Origin of the sequence: Streptomyces sp. NPDC097595 (assembly GCF_044761525.1) — a bacterium.
GTDB classification, from domain to species: domain Bacteria; phylum Actinomycetota; class Actinomycetes; order Streptomycetales; family Streptomycetaceae; genus Streptomyces; species Streptomyces drozdowiczii_A.
The window spans coordinates 206,715-225,084 of sequence record NZ_JBIWCN010000003.1 but is presented as its reverse complement, the minus strand read 5'-3'; the positions used below and the strand labels follow the sequence as shown (position 1 = coordinate 225,084).

At 74.2% G+C, this 18,370-nt stretch carries 16 protein-coding genes and 1 tRNA gene; 10 read left to right on the top strand and 7 right to left on the bottom strand.

Translation table 11 applies throughout. The features are described from left to right. Positions 1-158 precede the first annotated feature (158 nt). The 3 genes from ACIQZN_RS05950 to ACIQZN_RS05940 all read right to left on the bottom strand — a co-directional run bounded on the left by ACIQZN_RS05950 (position 159) and on the right by ACIQZN_RS05940 (position 3,871). Complete coding sequence (locus ACIQZN_RS05950) at positions 159-1,637, bottom strand: cellulose binding domain-containing protein (protein ID WP_403988765.1); 1,479 nt, start codon at positions 1,635-1,637, stop codon at positions 159-161. A 129-nt stretch (positions 1,638-1,766) separates the two neighbouring features. Beyond that, entirely contained in the window at positions 1,767-3,170 is a 1,404-nt protein-coding gene (locus tag ACIQZN_RS05945; protein WP_403988763.1) for an ATP-binding protein, read from the bottom strand. Next, positions 3,167-3,871 (bottom strand): response regulator transcription factor, encoded by a 705-nt coding sequence (locus tag ACIQZN_RS05940; RefSeq protein ID WP_073965070.1) that lies wholly within the window; start codon positions 3,869-3,871, stop codon positions 3,167-3,169. Before ACIQZN_RS05940 ends, ACIQZN_RS05945 begins: the two co-directional genes overlap by 4 nt. A 68-nt stretch (positions 3,872-3,939) precedes the next feature. Here ACIQZN_RS05940 and ACIQZN_RS05935 point away from each other — a divergent pair, with 68 nt between their 5' ends. Continuing rightward, complete coding sequence (locus ACIQZN_RS05935) at positions 3,940-4,479, top strand: hypothetical protein (RefSeq protein ID WP_403988761.1); 540 nt, start codon at positions 3,940-3,942, stop codon at positions 4,477-4,479. Positions 4,480-4,518: 39 nt separating this feature from the next. Here the strand turns inward: ACIQZN_RS05935 and ACIQZN_RS05930 are convergent, their stop codons facing one another. Both ACIQZN_RS05930 and ACIQZN_RS05925 read right to left on the bottom strand, forming a co-directional pair. Continuing rightward, a complete protein-coding gene (locus ACIQZN_RS05930; RefSeq protein WP_403988759.1) occupies positions 4,519-5,406 on the bottom strand; it encodes a spermidine synthase in 888 nt (295 codons plus the stop codon). A 109-nt stretch (positions 5,407-5,515) separates the two neighbouring features. Continuing rightward, positions 5,516-5,893 carry a hypothetical protein gene (locus tag ACIQZN_RS05925; protein WP_403989166.1) on the bottom strand — a complete coding sequence of 126 codons (378 nt, stop codon included), beginning with the start codon at positions 5,891-5,893 and terminating at the stop codon, positions 5,516-5,518. A gap of 250 nt (positions 5,894-6,143) precedes the next feature. Here ACIQZN_RS05925 and ACIQZN_RS05920 point away from each other — a divergent pair, with 250 nt between their 5' ends. Further along, positions 6,144-7,520, top strand: coding sequence for a tetratricopeptide repeat protein (locus tag ACIQZN_RS05920; RefSeq protein ID WP_403988757.1), 1,377 nt, complete (start codon positions 6,144-6,146; stop codon positions 7,518-7,520). A 95-nt stretch (positions 7,521-7,615) separates the two neighbouring features. Here ACIQZN_RS05920 and ACIQZN_RS05915 read toward each other — a convergent pair whose 3' ends face one another. Beyond that, entirely contained in the window at positions 7,616-8,212 is a 597-nt protein-coding gene (locus tag ACIQZN_RS05915; RefSeq protein WP_403988756.1) for a histidine phosphatase family protein, read from the bottom strand. A gap of 238 nt (positions 8,213-8,450) precedes the next feature. On the opposite strand from ACIQZN_RS05915, the gene ACIQZN_RS05910 reads away from it, so the two are divergent. From ACIQZN_RS05910 to ACIQZN_RS05880, 7 genes are all read left to right on the top strand, one after another. Continuing rightward, a complete protein-coding gene (locus tag ACIQZN_RS05910; RefSeq protein WP_403989164.1) occupies positions 8,451-9,419 on the top strand; it encodes a phosphatase PAP2 family protein in 969 nt (322 codons plus the stop codon). Further along, positions 9,349-10,491 carry a hypothetical protein gene (locus tag ACIQZN_RS05905; RefSeq protein ID WP_403989163.1) on the top strand — a complete coding sequence of 381 codons (1,143 nt, stop codon included), beginning with the start codon at positions 9,349-9,351 and terminating at the stop codon, positions 10,489-10,491. Before ACIQZN_RS05910 ends, ACIQZN_RS05905 begins: the two co-directional genes overlap by 71 nt. Next, positions 10,482-12,119: a hypothetical protein gene (locus tag ACIQZN_RS05900; RefSeq protein ID WP_403988754.1), complete on the top strand. Its 1,638-nt coding sequence runs from the start codon at positions 10,482-10,484 to the stop codon at positions 12,117-12,119. The genes ACIQZN_RS05905 and ACIQZN_RS05900 overlap by 10 nt, the downstream gene beginning before the upstream one ends. Next, positions 12,116-13,450: an AAA domain-containing protein gene (locus tag ACIQZN_RS05895; RefSeq protein WP_403988752.1), complete on the top strand. Its 1,335-nt coding sequence runs from the start codon at positions 12,116-12,118 to the stop codon at positions 13,448-13,450. The genes ACIQZN_RS05900 and ACIQZN_RS05895 overlap by 4 nt, the downstream gene beginning before the upstream one ends. A gap of 116 nt (positions 13,451-13,566) precedes the next feature. Then, on the top strand, positions 13,567-13,911 hold the full coding sequence (locus ACIQZN_RS05890) for a hypothetical protein (RefSeq protein ID WP_403988750.1): 345 nt from the start codon (positions 13,567-13,569) through the stop codon (positions 13,909-13,911). Positions 13,912-14,045: 134 nt separating this feature from the next. Next, on the top strand, positions 14,046-14,741 hold the full coding sequence (locus ACIQZN_RS05885; RefSeq protein ID WP_403988749.1) for a bifunctional DNA primase/polymerase: 696 nt from the start codon (positions 14,046-14,048) through the stop codon (positions 14,739-14,741). After that, a tRNA-Lys gene (locus ACIQZN_RS05880) sits at positions 14,732-14,805 on the top strand. Before ACIQZN_RS05885 ends, ACIQZN_RS05880 begins: the two co-directional genes overlap by 10 nt. A 72-nt stretch (positions 14,806-14,877) precedes the next feature. Here the strand turns inward: ACIQZN_RS05880 and ACIQZN_RS05875 are convergent. Continuing rightward, positions 14,878-16,092, bottom strand: a complete 1,215-nt coding sequence (locus ACIQZN_RS05875; protein ID WP_403988747.1) for a M6 family metalloprotease domain-containing protein — start codon at positions 16,090-16,092, stop codon at positions 14,878-14,880. 430 nt (positions 16,093-16,522) lie between these two features. Here ACIQZN_RS05875 and ACIQZN_RS05870 point away from each other — a divergent pair, with 430 nt between their 5' ends. Beyond that, the gene (locus ACIQZN_RS05870; protein WP_403988745.1) at positions 16,523-18,370 is read left to right on the top strand and encodes a putative bifunctional diguanylate cyclase/phosphodiesterase; all 1,848 of its coding nucleotides are present in this window, start codon (positions 16,523-16,525) and stop codon (positions 18,368-18,370) included.

Below are 18,370 nucleotides of genomic sequence, written 5' to 3'. Positions count from 1 at the left end.
AACTCCTCCTGCAATTGCAGGAGCACCGTGCCGATGCTCATCGGCCGGCCGTCGGGGGGGGGGGGGGGGGGGGGGGCCCCCCCCCGGGGGGGGGGGGGGGGGGGGGGGGGGGGGGGGGGCCCCCCCCCGGAGGGGGGGTGTGGTCCTGTGTGCCGGCCCTACTCGTACGCGCCGAACGCCTTGGTGAAGGCGAGCGGTTCCTGCGTGATCGAGCTGCACGAGGCGTCCGCGGTGGGCTTGGCTCCGCCCGCGCACTCCTTGTCCCGGGTGCCCGACCACATCGCGAGCCAGGCGAGGCCCTTCTCCTTCGCGAAGGCGACGAGCTGGGTGGCGTCCTCGACCTTGAAGACCTCGGTGCTGACGTCGTTGACGCCGATCATCGGGGTGACGGCGACGGCCTTCCACGCGTCGGCGTCGGAGAGCCCGAGCACGCCCTTGATCTGGGCCTGCGTGGCGGTGGCGGCCTGGACGGCGTAGGTGCCCATGTCGCCGCTGTAGGAGGCGCCGTAGTCCATCGCCATGATGTTGACGGCGCCGACGTCCACGCCGTTCTTCTTCGCGTCCGCGATCAGGTCGACACCGGGCTGGGTCAGGCCCTCGGGCATCACGGGGAGCGTGAAGGACACGTCCAGGCCGGGGTGCGCCTTCTGGAGCTGCGCGATGGCCTGCGAGCGGCGGGTGTTGGCGGCGGTGTCGGGGAGCGCGCCGCCCTCGATGTCGAAGTCGACCTTGGTCAGCTTGTACGTGTCGACGACCTTGCCGTACGCGGCGGCGAGGTCGGCCGCCGAGGAGCAGCGCAGGGCCAGTTCGGATCCGGCGGCCCCGCCGAAGGAGACCCGGACGTCGCCGCCGGCCGCGCGCAGGGCGCCGATCTGGGAGGCGACGTGGTCGTCGCCGAGGCCGGTGACCCCGCCCCAGAGCGGGGCGCAGCTGCCGCCGGAGGTGATGAAGGCGAGGGTGAACTGCTTGACGCCGGTCTTGTTCGCGGTGTCGACCAGGTCGTACGCGGGGTAGAGCGAGGTGTCCACGTACGGGGCGAAGCGGGCGCCGCTCGCGGTGGAGCCGTCGTCGGTCTTCGTGGGAGTGGGGGTGGGGGTCGGCGTGGGGGTCGCCGTTTCGGTGGGCTTCTCGGTGGGGGTGGCCGTGGGGGTCGGCGTCGCGGACTCGGTGGGGCGGCCGCTGGGTTCGGGGGTCGCGCCGGGGTCCACGGAGCACTTCGCGCCGTCGATGAGGCAGCCGGTGGGGTCGGCCGCGGTGCCGTCGGAGGCGGTGACGAAGCCGACGGTGACGGACTGCCCGGCGGCCAGCTGCTTGTTCCAGCTCGCGGGGCGGACGGTGACGTGGTTGCCGCTGACGGTCTGCTCGCCGTTCCACAGCGAGCTGAGCTTCGTGCCCGCCGGGAGATCGAACTCAAGGGTCCAGTCGGCCTTCGCCGAGCCGGTGTCGTTGGTGACGACGTACTGCCCGGTGTAGCCGCCGGTCCAGCCGCTGGTACGGGTGTACGCGGCGCCGACCGCCGACGCCTGCGCCGTCCCGGTGAGGGCGAACACCGTCCCGCCGATCACCGCGGCCGCGACGACCGAGCCGATCACCTTGGTCCTGGTGCCCATCGTGCGCCGGTGCGTACTGGTGCCCATCGCGTTCCTGCCTCGTCGTACGGGAGTGGGGGATGCGGGAGCACGCTAGCGGCTACGGATCGGGCAAATGGGGCGAGCCGGGCCGGGGTTGAGGTTCTTAGGACTGCCTTAAGGAGCCCATCGGCCGGGCTAAAGGTTGGCGCGTCCCACGCCCCGGAGGCGGCGCCGCTGACGCCCCACCCGGTGGCCGCGTCCGCGCTGCTGCGGGCGCTGTCCGTCGAGCCCGATCCAGACCCGGACCTCCGTGCCGCCCAGCACCGAGCGGCCGATGCGCACGTCACCGCCGGTGGACTCGGCGACCCGGCGCACGATGTCGAGCCCGAGCCCGGTCGAGCCCACCGCGTCCCGGGCCCCGCCGCGCGCCAGGGCCGCCTTCGGGTCGGCGATCCCGCCCCCGGCGTCCGAGACCAGCACGATCACCGCGTCACCGCTGTGGTGCACGTCGACCGCGAAGGCGGTGCCCTCCGGGGTGTGCCGGAAGACGTTGCCGAGCAACGCGTCGAGCGCGGCCGCCAGTTCGGGCCGGGCGACCGGGATGCGCACCGTACGGTCCACCCCGGCGAGGCGCACCTCGCGGCCCTCGTCCTCGGCCAGGGCGGACCAGAAGGCCATCCGCTCGCGGATCACCTCGGAGGCGTCGCAGCCCGCGCCGGGGCCGCCGGGCTGGGTCTGGGGGCGCTGCTCGCGGGCGGTCCGGATGATCGTGTCGACCTCGCGCTCCAGCTGTTCGACGGCCGCCCGGGTCTGCTCGGCCGCGGGCCCCTCGCCGAGCGAGGCGGCGTTCAGCCGGAGGACGGTGAGCGGGGTGCGCAGCCGGTGCGAGAGGTCGGCGGCCAGTTCGCGTTCGTTGGCGAGGAGCTGGACGACCTGGTCGGCCATGGAGTTGAACGCGACGGCGGCGGAGCGCAGTTCGTCGGGGCCCTCCTCGGGGACGCGGGTGCCGAGCCGCCCCTCCCCCAGGTCGTGGGCGGCGCCCGCGAGGCGGCGGGCGGGCTCGACCATGCGGATGCCGAGGCGGTCGGCCACGGCGACCGAGCCGACGATGAGCGCGACGCCGACGGCGGCCAGCATCAGCCAGGCGGTGGTGACCCCGTGGGACACGGCGGCCTCGGGGACGAACACCTCGACCACCGCGATGTCCCTGGGCCCCACCGCGGTCGGCTGGAGCAGCACGGAGCCTCCGGTGACCCCGGTGATCGTGGCGCGCCCCGAGACGCGTACGGCCTCCAGCTCCTGGCGGGTGGCGTGGCCCTTGCCGATGTCGACCGCGATGCCGTCGGGCTCGCCGGAGGCGGGGATGTGGACGACCATGCGTCCGGCCGCGCCCGGTTCGGTGGTGAGGACGGCCTTCTCCAGCTGGGCCCGGTCCGTGGTGATGGACAGCGTCGGGCCGATCGTCGCGGCCTGCCGTTCGGCGTCGGAGAACGCGCGGTCGCGGGCCATCTCCTTGACGACGAGCCCCAGGGGCACGGCGAAGGCGATGACGACCATGGCGGTGACGGCCAGGCAGACCTTGACCAGCGCCCATCTCATGCCGGCTGCTCCGGTGCCGGGGGCTGGAGCTTCACGCCGACGCCGCGCAGGGTGTGCAGATAGCGCGGCCGGGCCGCGGTCTCGCCCAGCTTGCGGCGCAGCCAGGAGAGGTGGACGTCGATGGTCTGGTCGTCGCCGTAGGACTGCTGCCAGACCTCGGCGAGGAGTTCCCGGCGGGGGACGACGACGCCGGGGCGCCCGGCGAGGAAGGCGAGCAGGTCGAACTCGCGGCGGGTGAGGTCGAGTGCGGTGCCGTCGAGTTCGGCCTGCCGGCGCAGCGGGTCGACGCAGAGCCCGCCGACCTGGATGACGCGCGGGGGCGGCGCCTCGCCGCCGGCGGCCCGGGCCCGGCGGAGCACGGCGGCCATCCGGGCCGACAGGTGCTCCACGGAGAACGGCTTGGTGAGGTAGTCGTCGGCGCCGTCGTTGAGGAGCCGGACGATCTCGCTCTCGTCGTCCCGGGCGGTCGCGATGATGACGGGCACGTCGGTGATGCCGCGCAGCATCTTCAGGGCCTCGGATCCGTCGAGATCGGGCAGCCCGAGATCGAGAATGACCACGTCGAAACGGAAGTGGGCGACTTCGCGCAAGGCTTCGAGCGCGGTACCGACGCTCCGTACGGTGTGACCGGCCTCCGTCAGGTGTCGGATGAGGGCGGAACGTACAAACTGGTCGTCCTCGACCACGAGCACACTGGGCATGGGCGGCACCGTACGCCATCAGGTCTGCCCGGGTGTCATGTCCACCTGGTTCGTGGTGCAGGATGTTGATGATGCAACGAGGTCTGGTACACGCGCTGGCGTGGTCGCTCGCCACCGGCGCGGCGGTCACGGTCTCGTGGTGGGGTGTGCACTCCGTGCTCGCGGGCACGGTGTACGACCCGCCGCGCGCGGTGCCGGTCGCGGCGCCGACGACGGAGACCCTGACGTCCTCGACGCACCGCCCGGCCCCCTCGGCCTCGCCGTCCCCCAAGCCCCGGGCCACCAAGCCCAAGCCGTCCGCGCCCTCTTCCCGTAGGCCGTCCCCGTCACACACCCCGGCGCCCAACACCCCGCGCCCGGCGTCCGGGACGACCGCCGCCGCCGGGAAGGCGCGGAGTTACGCGACCGACGGCGGCCGGGTCGTCTTCGAGATCGGGGCCGCCTCGGCGGAGCTGGTCTCGGCGACCCCGGAACCGGGCTGGTCGATGCAGGTGTGGTCCAACACGACGTGGATACGGGTCAACTTCGCCCGGGACGACGGCACGACGGTCTCCGTCTTCTGCACCTGGAACGACCACGCGCCGCAGGTGGACATCGTCAACTCGTAGCTTGTACGGAAAAGAAGTCACGCTTGCGCCGAAATGAAGTCAGCGGAACGCGTCCGGGGGCGGCGGCGGTGACGGGCGGGCGTCCGCGTCGTGCACCGGGGCCGCGCCGCCGGTGAAGTCCGCGAGGGCCCGGCCGTGTTCGACGCGTCCGGGGTGCGGATCGGTCGCGACGCGGCGGGTGAGCTGCGCGACCTCCGGCGCGGTGTCGGAGGCGAGCAGGACGGCGTTGCCGAAGCGGCGGCCCCGCCACACCGTGGGGTCGGCGGCGAGCGCGAGTTCGGGGAAGACCGTGGCGGCGGTGGCGATCTGGGCGCGCAGATGGGCCAGTGGCGGCCCGTCCGCGAGGTTGGCGACGTAACTCCCGCCGGGCTTCAGGGCCCTGCGCACCTCGGCGAGGAATTCGGTGCTGGTCAGGTGCGCCGGGGTGCGGGCGCCGCTGAAGACGTCCGCGATGACGAGGTCGGCCCAGCCGTCCTGGATCTTCCCGAGCCCCGCGCGGGCGTCGGTGGACCTGACCCGGATCCTGGCCTGCGGGTCCAGCGGCAGTTCGCGGCGGACCAGCTGCACGAGCGCCGCGTCCACCTCGATCACCTGCTGGGTGGACCGGGGGCGGGTGGCGGCGATGTACCGGGCGAGCGTGAACGCCCCGCCGCCCAGGTGCACCACGTGCAGCGGCTGCCCGGCGGGCGCGACGAGGTCCGCCATGTGGCCGATGCGGCGCTGGTACTCGAAGGAGAGGTACGTCGGGTCGTCCAGGTCCACGTGCGACTGCGGGGCCCCGTCGATCGTCAGGGTCCAGGCACGCCGGCGCTCCCGGTCGGGCACGAGCTCGGCGAGCCCGCCGTCCACGGGCTCGGAGACATTGCTCTCCGGGGCCGCGCGGCCCGCGCGCCCCTTGCGGTCGCCGGCCGCTCCTCGACGTGCCACTGCTTCTCGCCCCTGCCCACTGCTCACCGTGTCCGTGACGGGCCGATCCGCGCGGCCCGCCGTCCGGCCATTATCGGTGCGCCGGGGCGGTGCGGCTCAGCGGTGCGGCTCAGCGGCAGTTGTCGGCGGCCTCGATCAGCCGGGCCGCCTGGTCGAGCGCGACGCGCAGCACGGCCGGGTCGGTGACCGGGGTGTCAGCGGCGGGCGGCAGCAGCCAGCCGCCGCCGGAGACCGGCGGCTCGGCGGGGATGCGCAGCCCCCGGCCATCGGTCCGCGTACAGGCGCTGCCCGGTACGTCCCAGCCCTGCGCGGTGCCCGGCGGCACCAGGAACCCGAGGGTGTCGCAGGTGCCGTCGTGGATGACCGGGCCCACGACGTCCCGCGCCGCGCCCCGGCGCAGGATGTCCACGGCCTCCAGGCCCTGCCGCGCGGGCACGGTCACCAGATCGCAGGATTCGTCGGCGGGTGCCGTGCCGCCGTTCGCCATGTCGATGTGCAACAAGGGACCTCTCCTCTCATCGCCGGAGCGGTATTCCGTCTCCACAGGGACCAACGCCCCGACTGCGTCAAGGGCTACGGTGCGACACCGCCGCAAAGGGTGGCAGTTCATGGCGGATCGCGACCGAGATGCCCGGTTCATCCGGAAACGCTGCGTGTGCGCTCCGTTACAGCAGGTACGTTCTTGCTCCGCCGGGACACCGGAAACAGCGCCCGGCTCGCACCGAGAGGGCCATGCCATGGTGTCGACACGGGCAGTTCCCAACCTCGCCTTCCGGCGGCTGCGCGGCCCGCGCTCCGCCGGGGAGTTCGCTGCCGCGGTACGCAGGTCCGCTCGCGAGATCGGCGAGCAGGTCGCGTGCGACGCCCGCTACATCGGGCGCGTGGAGTCCGGCGAGATCCGCTGTCCCAACTACGCGTACGAGCGGGTCTTCCTGCATATGTTCCCCGGGACGACCCTGGAGGACCTGGGCTTCTCGCCCCGCGCTTCGGTACGCGGGCGGGCGGCCAGGCCCGCGGACGCCCCGCCCCCGACTGCCCCGCCGCCGGAGCCCGGTGGCGACGACGAGGAGAGCGACGTGCTGCGTCGCGTGTTCATGACGAGCGGCACCACCGCGGTGGCGGCTGTCTCCCTGGGGCTGGGCCTCGGCGGCCCGGCCGCCGCCCTGCCCCTGCAACGCCGGGTCGGCGATACGGAGGTGAGCGCCGTCGAGCGGGCGGTGCGGCAGATCCGGGTGCTGGACGACCGGCACGGCGGCGACTGGCTCTACCGGCGCGCCTCGCAGCCCTTGCGGGCGGCTTACGCGCTGCTCGACGCGGGGACCGTGAGCCGGCGCTCCACGGCGGACCGGCTGCACTCGGGCGCCGGTGAGCTGGCCATCTCCGTGGGGTGGCTGGCCCATGACTCGGGCCGCTTCGAGGACGCCCGCTCCCATTACGCGGAGGCGCTGGCGACCGCGCGGGTCGCCGGTGATCCGGCGCTGGAGGCGCACGCGTTCTGCAATGTGTCCTTCCTGGCCCGTGACACCGGGCGGCCGCGTGAGGCGGTGCGCGCGGCGGAGGCCGGTCAGCGGGCCGCCGAGCCGCTGGGCTCGCCCCGGCTGCGGGCGCTGCTCGCGCTGCGGGAGGCGGGGGGCCGGGCGGGGCTCGGGGACCGTACGGGCTGCGAGCGGGCGCTCGGGCGGGCGCACGCCGCGTTCTCGCGGGGGTCTTCGGGGGCGGACCCGGAGTGGATGAGCTTCTTCCGCGAGGCGGAGCTGGAGATGCTGGAGGCCCAGTGCTGGGCCGCGCTGGGTGACTGGGCCCGGGCCGCGCGCCACGCGGACCTGGCGGTCCGGCTCCAGGATCCCCACTTCACCCGCAACCTCGCGCTCTACCGCGCCGAGCTCACCTGGGACCTGGCCCGCGGGGGCCGCCCCGAGGAGGCGGCCTCGGCCGGCCACGCGGTCCTGGACCTCCTGGACGAGGTCCAGTCCTCCCGCATCCGCGCCATACTCCACGCCACGGTGGGGGCCCTGGGGCCCCGGACGGGGATGCCTCGGGAGGTCCGGGACTTCCTGGACCGCTACGAAAGTGTGCCCGCCTGCCCGGCCAACCCCAGCCCGTCCGGCGTTTGAGGACGGAACCGGTCAGCCCGGACCGGGGCGCGGGCTTCCGTCCTCAAACGCCGGACGGGCTGAAATGCGCGCACCGCACCCCGCAGGGGCACCGCTCACCGCTCAAGGTGGCCCGTGTCGTTCCACTTCTGGATCGCCGGGGCTCCGTACGCCCAGCCCAGGACCGACAGCGACGTCGGCGCCAGCCAGATGCGGGCGCCGAAGGCGATGTCCTCGCCCAGCCAGCGCGCGCCGAGCGCCCGCAGGATGTGGCCGTGGGCGAAGACCAGGACGTCCCGGTCGGCGGACCGCGCCCACTCCACGATCTCGTCGGCCCGGGCCGACACCTCGGCGGTGCTCTCGCCCTCCGGCACCCCGTCGCGCCAGATGAACCAGTCCGGACGGCCCGCCCTGATCTCGGCCGGCGTCATCCCCTCGTACGCCCCGTAGTCCCACTCCATCAGCGCGTCCCAGCGCTCCGCGCGGTCGCCGAAGCCCGCGAGGTCGCAGGTCTCGGCGGCGCGGACGAGCGGGCTGGTGCGGACCTCCAGGCCGTCGAGGTCCGTCCACGGCCCCCGGTGCAGCCGCTCGCCGAGCAGCTTGGCCCCCTCGCGTCCGGCGTCGAGCAGCGGGATGTCCGTCCTGCCGGTGTGCCTGCCGTTGAGGGACCATTCCGTCTGCCCGTGCCGGGCGAGCAGGATGCGCGGTGCCATAAAAGGGTTCTCCCTGAAAAAGCTGGGACCTGGGATGCGGAATCTGAGACCTTGTTCCCATCATCCCGTATCTGCCCATGAGGCAACCCGGGGGGCCGCGACGGCGTCCCACTGACCACAGATGAATCAACGCAGCTGAGGGGTGCCGACCACACCCCCGGGGGACACGCGCCCGACGCGCACCGTACGGTTGAACGCCCGCAGTCGGCCGCATGAACACGTGATGGAGAAGTTCCGGATGCCGCACGCCACCACCGCGCCCGCTCCGCGCCACCGGCCCCGCTGGTGGACCGAGCTGCCGCTCCTGGCCCTGGTGTACGCGGCGTACTCCGGCGGCCGCCTCCTCGTACGCGGTGACGTGTCCACCGCCGTGGACCACGGACTGAGCATCCTGCGCGTGGAGAAGGCGCTGTTCCTGAACGCGGAGCACCCGCTCAACCGCCTCTTCACGGCGCACCCCTCCATAGGCATACCGTCCGACTTCGCGTACGCCTCCCTGCACTACGTGGTCACCCCGGCCGTCCTGATCTGGATGTTCCGCCGCCACTCGGCCGCGTACCGCAGGGCCCGCACCTGGCTGATGACCTCCACGATGCTGGGTCTGATCGGCTTCACGCTGATGCCGACGTGCCCGCCGAGGCTGCTGGACGCGACGCACGGGTTCGTGGACACGATGGCGCAGTACAGCTCGTACGGCTGGTGGGGCACGGAGGCGAGCGCGCCGCGCGGCATGGGCGGGATGACCAACCAGTACGCGGCGATGCCCAGCCTGCACGTGGGATGGGCGCTGTGGTGCGGCATCCTGCTGTGGCGCCACGCCAAGCACCCCGCGCTGCGCGCCGCGGGCATCGCGTACCCGCTGATCACCACGTTCGTCGTGATGGGCACCGCCAACCACTATCTGCTCGACGCGGTCGCCGGCTGCGCCGTGATGGGCGTCGGGGCGCTGCTCGCCCGGCCCGTGATGCGCCTCGCCGACCGGGTCAAGGCGGCCGTCCTGGCCCTCTTCCCGCGGGCTTCCTCGACGACGGAGTCCCCGGATGTCAGTGCCGGGTGCAAGACTTCGGCGGGTGAGCGAATCCCCGGCCAGCGGACCTCCTCCGCAGAACCATCCGACGCGGCAGCGGCCGGCCCGCCTGCCCGGGCCGACGGCGCCGACCGGTCGGGACGCACCCCCGACGGGGACCCTGCGGCAGCGACTCGCTGAGCTGAGAGGCCCGGCGGTCGCCCCGCGCCCGCTGGACGCCCGCGCGCTCGCCGCCCTCGCCGCGAACCCGGGCTGCAAGCGCCGCGCCCTGCTGGACGGGGCCGGGGTCGACAAGGGCGCGCTCGCCTCCGCGCTGGGCTCGCCGGCCCCGTTCGGCCAGTCCCAGTTCGCCTTCATGCGGGGCAACGCCTTCGAGGCCCGGGTCAAGGCCGACGGCGGTACGGAGCTGATGCGGCTGCTGCACGAGCGGCTCGGCGGCTCCGGTGAACCGCCGCGCGAGGTGGCGACACCCGATCTGACCGCCGCCGGGCCCGAGGGCCGCGCGGCCAGGACCGCGCTGGCGCTGCGGGAGGCGACGGAGGCGGGCGGCTGGGCGCTGCTCGACCACCCGATGCTGGCCCTGGAGGTGGCGGGCTCCCCGGCCTATCTGGAGCCGGACGCGGTCGTGGTGCATCCGGACGGCACCTGGACGGTGGTCGAGATCAAGTCGTTCCCCATGATCGACGGCTCGGCGGACGCGGCGAAGGTGGGCGCGGCCGCCCGCCAGTCCGCGGTGTACGTGCTGGCGCTCGAACGGGTCGCGGAGGTCACGGACGGGGCGCGCGTGGGGCACCGGGTGCTGCTGGTGTGCCCGAAGGACTTCTCGAACCTGCCGGCCGCCTCCGTCATGGACGTACGCAAGCAGCGCGCCGTCACCCGCCGCCAGCTGACCCGGCTCACCCGCGTCGAGGAGATCGCGGCGGCCCTCCCCGAGGGCGCGTCGTTCGACCCGGAGCGCTCCCCCGAGGACCTGGAGTCGGCGGTCGAGTCGGTCGCCGCGGCCTATGCGCCGGAGTGCCTGTCCGCCTGCGAGCTGGCCTTCCACTGCCGGGCCCGGGCGCGGTCCGAGGGCGCCGTGGAGGCGCTGGGGCGCGGGGTGCGGGGCGATCTGGGCGGCCTGACGACGGTCGCCGGGGTGCTGGCGGCCGCCGCGGGCAAGGAGGGCGACCCGGCCGATCCGGCGGTCGCCGCCCTGCGCCGCGCGGCGGCCCTGCGCGCCGAGGCACTGGAGGGGCGCGCCGCATGTCGCTGATCAACACGCTGGCCCGGCTGGAGGCGGTGGAGAGCGGCCGGGCACGGCCGACGGCCACCGTGCGCCACCGCCGGCTGACCGACCGGCCGCTCGTCCTGGTGCCGCTGACCACGGCGGGCGAGGCGGGCGCCCCGCTGGGCGCGCTCGTCGGCACGGACCGGGAGGCGCCCCGGCTGCTCGCCGTCGCCCAGCCGCGCGACCGGGACCTGCGGTTCGCGTTCCTCGCCGAGCTGGCGGAGGCGGTCCTGCCGCACATCGAGGCATACGCGGACGTCATCGAGCCCGCCGAGCGCAACGAGACGGATCCGGCGACCGGGAAGCGGGTCAAGTTCGAGACGGAGCTGTGCGTGGACGCGGCGCAGATCGTCGTCCCGAGCCGGGCGGGCATCGAGTTCGTCCGGCTGCTCGGCCGCTCGATGCGCTTCCGGCGGACCGCCGAGGACGACCCGGACACGCCGTATCCGGCGCCCGCCCGGGTCCCGCTGCTCGGCCGCTGGCTGACGCATTACGGGGAGCGGGCCCGGGTCCCCGGCTCGTCCCTGCTTCTCGCCTGCACCGATCTCCTGAACCGGCACTGGGCGACCGGCCAGTCGAATCTGGAGGACCAGCACCTGGGGGCCCTGCTCGCCTGGATCGACCCGCCGGCCGGGGAGTCCGGTGCGGAGGCGGCGCTCCGGGCCGAGCTGGCCCGGGACGCGGCGGGTCAGCTGCTGTGCCCGCCGGCCGGCCCGGCCACCGACCCGGACTTCGACAACCGGCTGCTGGCCCCGGCGATCGAGAAGTACGACCGGGCGCGCGCCTCGTTCGCGGCGGCCGAGGACGGGCTCGCGGCCGATGCCCGGCTGGCCGAGCTGTCCGGCGCCGAGCGCGAGATCAGGGCGCTGCTCGCCGGGGTGCTGCTGCCGACCTGGGACGCGGTGTGGCGGGGTCTCGACCTGCTGCGGGAGCTGCCCGAGGGGTCCAGGACCGAGGACCGCTGGACCCGGGACCGCTGGTCGTTCACCGCCCATCGCGACCGGATCCGCTCCGGTGAGCCGCCCCAGCCGCGCCGGGACGACGCGGTGACGGCCGCCCGCAAGCTGGCCGCCCGGGAGACGGCCCAGGCGCAGCTGGAGGCGCAGGAGGCGCTGGACGATCCGCTCGTCCTGGCGGGCCGGCGGCTCGCCGGTGAGGCGTTCCTCTCCGAGGTGAGCGCGGTGGAGATGGCGTACAGCGAGTCGAAGCGGCCCTCGCCGCGCCCGCTGGTCACGGTCCGCACCGAGGAGCGGCCGCAGCTGGGCGCGGGGGTGAAGGTCTACCGCTCGCTGGACGGCAAGCCGCAGACGGCCGAGTTCGTGGCGTACAGGCCGGCGGACGAGACGGACGGGCCGGACGGCGAAGGCGGCGAGGGCGGCGCGCTCTCGCTGGTGCTGCGGATCACGGACCGGATGGGGCGCGGCAAGGAGCCCGCCCCGGGGTCGGTCCCGGAGCCGGGCGACCGGATCGCCTGGACCCTGTTCGAGCACGACCAGCGCGGCGGGCCGCAGCTGCCGGACGCGGAGGAGACCCCGTGGACCCACGGCGGTCCGCCGGGCGGCCTGGAAGCGGCCGAGCTGCCCGATCCCGTGACCCCGGAGGACCTGCTGTGACGGCCGTATTCGACCCGGGCGCGGCGGCGGGCCTGGCCACCGCGAAGATCCTGGACGACACGCTGAACGGCACGGCCCGAGGGGTCGTGGTGGACTCCCCGCCGGGGGCCGGCAAGTCGACGCTCGTCGTGCGCGCGGCGCTGGAGCTGGCCGCGGCGGGCCGCCCGCTGATGGTGGTCGCCCAGACGAACGCCCAGGTGGACGATCTGGTGGTGCGGCTCGCGGAGAAGGACCCCGAGCTGCCGGTGGGCCGGCTGCACAGCAGCGACTCCGATCCGTACGACAAGGCGCTCGACGGCCTGGCGAACGTACGCAAGTCGGCGAAGGCGGCGGATCTGGCCGGGCTCGACGTGGTCATCTCGACGGCGGCGAAGTGGGCCCATGTGAAGAACGTGGAGCCGTGGGGGCACGCGATCGTCGACGAGGCGTACCAGATGCGCTCGGACGCGCTGCTCGCCGTGGCCGGGCTCTTCGAGCGGGCGCTGTTCGTGGGCGATCCGGGCCAGTTGGACCCGTTCTCGATCGTCGGCGCGGAGCAGTGGGCGGGGCTGAGCTACGACCCCTCGGCCAGTGCGGTGAGCACGCTGCTCGCGCACAATCCGGAGCTGCCGCAGCACCGGCTGCCGGTCTCCTGGCGGCTCCCGGCGTCGGCCGCGCCGCTGGTGTCGGACGCGTTCTACCCGTACACCCCGTTCCGCAGCGGCACCGGCCACGGCGACCGGCGGCTGTCCTTCGGCGTCGCGTCGGACGGGTCGGCGGCGGACCGGGTGCTGGACGAGGCGGCGGAGTCCGGCTGGGGGCTGCTCGAACTGCCGGCCCGGCGCACCCCGCGCACCGACCCGGAGGCGGTGCGGGCGGTCGCCCTGGTGGTGCGCCGGCTGCTGGACCGGGGCGGGGCGGCCACCAGCGAGCGGTCGCCCGATCCGGCCCCGGTGACGGCGGACCGGGTGGCGGTCGGCACGGCCCACCGCGACCAGGCGGCGGCGGTGCGGGCGGCGCTCGCGGAGCTGGGCGTGACGGGGGTCGCGGTGGACACGGCGAACCGGCTCCAGGGCCGCGAGTTCGATGTGACGGTGGTGCTGCACCCGCTGTCGGGGCGGCCGGACGCCACCGCGTTCCACCTGGAGACGGGCCGCCTGTGCGTCCTGGCGTCCCGGCACCGGCACGCGTGCATCGTGGTCTGCCGGGAGGGCGTCGCGGACCTGCTGGACGAGCATCCGTCGACGGAGCCGGTCCAGCTGGGCGTCACGGTGAAGTTCCCGGACGGCTGGGAGGCGAACCACGCGGTGCTGGCGCATCTGGCGGAACACCGGGTGCCCTGGAGTTGTTGAGTGCGCCGGGGGCGCGCCCGGGCCGGCGCACGCCCTCGTGACGAAGGCTTATGCACCCTTGCGGCCGACAGGACAATGAAGGGTGGCCGTCCGGGCCGTCCGAGGAGGAAGACCACATGGCACAACCCGAACAAGGCGAGCAGCGGCGGCTGCGCCCCGCACCGCTGCTCTTCGAGCCGGCGGCCGCCGTCGCGGATCCGGAGCACTTCTTCGACCTGGAGTCGATGGACGATCCGAAGGAGCTGCTGGGCCGGGCGACGGAGCTGGCCCTGGCGTTCCGCGCCGCGACCGACCGCGCGGTCGAGTTCCAGGCGATGGCGGCGGCCCAGCTGGCCGACCCGCGCCGCTTCGACCGGCTCACCACGGCGGACATCGCGCAGCGCGCGGAGTGGACCGAGGACTACGCGAAGAAGATGGTCGAGTTCGGCCGCACCCTGCTGAACACGCCGCAGCAGCCCTAGGCGCTCCGGGTACGGGCCCCGGGTACCACCACCCGGCATATGCCCGGGCGAACCATACTCCCCGTGCGGTTCTCCTGTCCCGATTTCCGGCAACTCTCGGAATCCGGTTGATCACTCCCGGTAGACCTGTGCACATGACCGCATGGCTGCCCGACGAAACGACCCTGCACCACGGCGACGGACCCTGCCTCCGCGCCGGCCACGAGGCCGACCTGTTCTCGGTCCTGCGCGAGCCCGCGCGGAATCAGACGGCCCAGGTCACGGCGGCCGGTGCCGCGTGGCTGGCCGGGGCGACGGCGTACCCGCGCAGCGCCCTGGCCCAGTGGGAGTCGCGCCCGACGGCGCCCGGGGTCCTGCCGTGCGGCACGGCGTTCGACGTGGTGAACGTACCGACGCTGTTCGGGCGCCGGATGCTGGAGCACCTGTGGGCGGACGGCCCGGGCTCGGGTCCGGTCGCCGCGCACCGGGGCCGGATGCTGCTCTTCGCGTCCCCGGGCACGGCCCAACGGCTGCCGTCGCTGCTCGACTGGGAGGAGTGGGGCGGAGGCCCGCAGAGCCGCGACGGCGGCGGTACGAAGGTGCCCCCGCTGCTCTGTCACGGCACCGGGGACGCGGTGACGGTTCCGCCCCTGACCTGCGACGAGGCATACGCGGGGCCCCGCTGGCTGGTGGCCCCGGACACCCGGACGCCGTGGCTTCCGGGGCCGGACGTGCTGCTGTGGGCGTGCGTCCGGGTGGCCCGCTCGGCGCCCTCGCCGGCGCCCCGGATTTCGATTTTTCCTCTCACCGATCCGGGTGCTAAGGTCTACGACGTCAGCAGGCGCCGCTAGCTCAGTTGGTTAGAGCAGCTGACTCTTAATCAGCGGGTCCGGGGTTCGAGTCCCTGGCGGCGCACAGACGGAAGAAGCCCCTCGCGGAAGCGGGGGGCTTCTTCGTTGTCCACCGAGGGCCCGGCGACAGGCCCGGTCAGGTCCCCGTGGTGATCCGGACCGTGTACGCGCCCGAGGGCGTCCGGTCCGCGACCTCGATCGTGGCGTGCGCGCCGGGCACGGAGTACGTCTCGCCTACGCGCAGCGGCGCGTCCGCGAGCGGCGGGTAGACCGAGCGCTCCCAGCAGGCATCGCTGTCCGGATGCGTGTCGAGCACCTCGACCGGGCCACCGCCGGACGGGGTCTCGTTGCGCACCCGGTAGAGCAGGACGCCCTCGGCGCAGGTCGAGAGGTCGTTGCCGGTGGAGCCGCGCGCCTCGACGGCCACCGCACTGCCCTCACCGGTCCTGATCACGGCGAGCCGGGTGCCGAGCGAGGCGCCGGGCACGGGCACCTCGGCCATCGGTTCGAGGGTCACCACGCGGTCGCTCTGGACGCAGACCACCTGCCGGTCGTCCAGCCAGCCCAGCTTCCACTTGTGCCAGCCGAAGAGGTCCGGCGCCAGGCCGAACTGGCTGCCCATGACGTCCCAGTCGCCGACGTAGGTGTCCCAGTCGCCCTTGCCGTCGGTGGGCCGGTGGTAGAGGTCGGGCAGGTCGAAGACGTGCCCGGTCTCGTGGGCGAGGACGTTGTGGTCCGGCGGGTGCTGCTCGAAGACGGTGACGACGCGCCTGATGTCCGTACCGTCGGCGTGCAGCGGCCGGTCGAAGTTGACGACCTTGGTGGCGTCCGAGTCGACGCCGGGGGCGTCCGGGTCCGCGACGAGGTAGACGATGTCGTACCGCGAGAAGTCGACGCGCTTGTCGGCCACGCGGATCGCGTCGCGCAGATAGGCGCTGCGCCGGTCGCTGGCCCAGTCGCGCTGTATGCCGTACCAGGTCGAGGGCTTGGGCATCCGGATCCACTCCCGCTGCGGGTGCGGGCGCAGCGTGAACTTCCCGTACGAGGCGCGCTGGAAGAACCGCGTGGTGGCCGGGAAGTAGTCGGCGGTGAGCTCGGCCGGGGTGGTGGCCGGCTTGGCGTCCGGGAACGAGAGGAAGACCATCACCGCGTCCAGGGCGTGGTCGGGGCGCGGATAGGCGCCGTTCCAGCGGTCGACGCCGAGGGAGTGGTGCGCGGGGGTGCGGGGCAGCGCGCAGGGGGTGGCGTCCCCGGTGGCGGCGGCAGCGGGCCCGGCCACGAGGGAGGTGGCGACGAGCGCCAGCAGCGAGACCAGCCCGGCGGCCAGCCCGCGCGGACTGGGCCTCTCCACCCCTGGGGGCCCGGGCTGACGCGGCACATCTACCTCCGGTACGGGGAGCGGACACCTGAGCGGACACCTGGACCCTCCCGTCCACCTTGTGGGGTTATAGCCGTTTCGTCACGCTGGACTCCCCCAGTCGTGTCGGGCGCCCCCGCGCCCACTTCCCTTCACAGAAAGTCACAATCGATCACCCGCGCAACGCGAGAGAACAGAGGTGCGCAGAATCAATCAGTCGGGGACAAACCGGATCCGCGTCCGCATGGGCCGTGCGAGTCGTCGGCGGGGCGCCCGAGGGCCGGGGCGCTGGATCGGCGCCGGGCGCGCCCTCTATGCTTCACCTCGCTTTCCTGCGCGGTTTCCGCCTCCGACGACGGCACTCCACGCGGCGGGCCAGTCCGGCCGGAGGCGGCCGGGACAGAACTGCAGGGCGGAGCGAACGGTGAGCGCAACCTCCGAAGGGCCGGGGCCCGAGGCGCCCTCCGCACAGCGACCCGGCATCACGCAGAGTCACCGAATGGGGCCGCCCGGCGCGTCCGCCACCGAGGCGCACGACTACCGGGCCGCGTTCCGCGCCGCGACCCTGCCGATGGCCGTGGTCGACCACGAGGGCCTGATCGTCACCGCCAACGAGGCGCTCGGCGCGCTCGCGGGCACCGGGGCGGCGGCGCTCACCGCGCAGTCGGCGGCCGATCTGGTCGACCTCGCGGCGGACGCCCGCGCCTGGCACGCGTACCGCGAGGTGCTGCACGGCCGGCGCACCCGCTTCCGCTGCACCCGCCGCCTCAAGCACCCCGACGGCCGCTCGCTGTGGGCCGAGATCACCGTCGTACCGCTGTCCGACACCCGGCAGGCGGCCCGCGACGGGGCGGCGGGCCAGGTGCTGCTCTCCGTCGCGGACGTCAGCGACCGGCGCGAGCTCCAGAACCGGCTGCGGCACCTCCAGATGCACGACCCGGTGACCCGGCTGCCCAACCGGGCGCTGTTCTTCGAACGGCTGTCGGCGGCGCTCCGCACCCCGCCCCACGAGGACGGCCCCGGCTCCCGCGTCGGGCTCTGCTATCTGGACCTGGACGGCTTCAAGGCGGTCAACGACACCCTGGGGCACCGCATCGGCGACCGGCTCCTCGCGGCCGTCGCCGCCCGGCTCACGGACTGCGCCGAGCAGGAGGGGGCGTATCCGTCCGGCGCCCCGCTGGTGGCCCGCCTCGGCGGCGACGAATTCGCGGTGCTGGTCGAGGAGTCCACCGGCACCGAGCAGCTGACCGGCCTCGCGCGCACGGTGCTCGGCGCCCTCCAGCAGCCGTTCGACCTGGGCGGGCAGCGGCTCTCGGTGTCGGCGTCGATCGGGGTGGTGGAGCGGCCCGTCGCGGGCACGTCGGCCACCGGGCTCATGCAGGCCGCCGACACCACGCTGTACTGGGCGAAGGCGGACGGCAAGGCCCGCTGGACGCTGTTCGACCCGGAGCGCAACGCCCACCGGATGACCCGCCAGGCGCTGTCGTCCACGCTCCGCCCGGCCGTGGAGCGCGGCGAGTTCACCATCGAGTACCAGCCGCTGGTCGGGCTGGCGGACGGGGTGGTGCGCGGGGTCGAGGCGCTGGTGCGCTGGAACCACCCGCAGTTCGGCATGCTCTCGCCGAATCGGTTCGTCGCGATCGCCGAGGAGGACGGCTCGATCGTGCAGCTCGGCCGCTGGGTGCTGCGCTCCGCCTGCCGCCAGGCCAGGCGCTGGCAGCTGGACCACCCGGAGCGGCCGCCGCTGTTCATCAGCGTCAATGTCGCGGTGCGCCAGGTCTGGGACTCCGACCTGGTCACCGATGTCGCGGAGATCCTCGCGGAGACCGGGCTCGCCCCGGCGCTGCTCCAGCTGGAGCTGACCGAGTCGGCGGTGATGGGCTCGGCGGGCCGCCCGCTGCGGGCCCTCCAGGCGCTCAGCGACATGGGCGTCCGCATCGCCATCGACGACTTCGGCACCGGCTACTCGAACCTCGCCTACCTGAGCCGCCTCCCGGTGTCCGTGCTCAAGCTGGACGGCGCGTTCGTGCGCGGTTTCCGTTACGAGGACGGCACGCATCCCAGCCCCGCCGACGAGACGATCGTCGAGGCCATGGTGGAGCTGGCCCACCGGCTGGGCCTGACGGTCACGGCGGAGTGCGTGGAGACGGCGGGCCAGGCGGAGCGGCTGCGCCGGATCGGCTGCGACACCGGACAGGGCTGGCTCTACTCGCGCGCGGTGGCCCCGGAGCGCATCGCCGAACTGATCGGAACCCGCGCCCCGGGGGCGTAG

Excerpts from the sequence above, each read along its gene's own strand:
- ACIQZN_RS05950 (WP_403988765.1), bottom strand. The coding sequence starts at position 1,637 with ATGGGCACCAGTACGCACCGGCGCACGATGGGCACCAGGACCAAGGTG.
- ACIQZN_RS05945 (WP_403988763.1), bottom strand. The coding sequence starts at position 3,170 with ATGAGATGGGCGCTGGTCAAGGTCTGCCTGGCCGTCACCGCCATGGTC.
- ACIQZN_RS05940 (WP_073965070.1), bottom strand. The coding sequence starts at position 3,871 with ATGCCCAGTGTGCTCGTGGTCGAGGACGACCAGTTTGTACGTTCCGCC.
- ACIQZN_RS05935 (WP_403988761.1), top strand. The coding sequence starts at position 3,940 with ATGATGCAACGAGGTCTGGTACACGCGCTGGCGTGGTCGCTCGCCACC.
- ACIQZN_RS05925 (WP_403989166.1), bottom strand. The coding sequence starts at position 5,893 with ATGGCGAACGGCGGCACGGCACCCGCCGACGAATCCTGCGATCTGGTG.
- ACIQZN_RS05920 (WP_403988757.1), top strand. The coding sequence starts at position 6,144 with ATGGTGTCGACACGGGCAGTTCCCAACCTCGCCTTCCGGCGGCTGCGC.
- ACIQZN_RS05915 (WP_403988756.1), bottom strand. The coding sequence starts at position 8,212 with ATGGCACCGCGCATCCTGCTCGCCCGGCACGGGCAGACGGAATGGTCC.
- ACIQZN_RS05910 (WP_403989164.1), top strand. The coding sequence starts at position 8,451 with ATGCCGCACGCCACCACCGCGCCCGCTCCGCGCCACCGGCCCCGCTGG.
- ACIQZN_RS05900 (WP_403988754.1), top strand. The coding sequence starts at position 10,482 with ATGTCGCTGATCAACACGCTGGCCCGGCTGGAGGCGGTGGAGAGCGGC.
- ACIQZN_RS05890 (WP_403988750.1), top strand. The coding sequence starts at position 13,567 with ATGGCACAACCCGAACAAGGCGAGCAGCGGCGGCTGCGCCCCGCACCG.
- ACIQZN_RS05885 (WP_403988749.1), top strand. The coding sequence starts at position 14,046 with ATGACCGCATGGCTGCCCGACGAAACGACCCTGCACCACGGCGACGGA.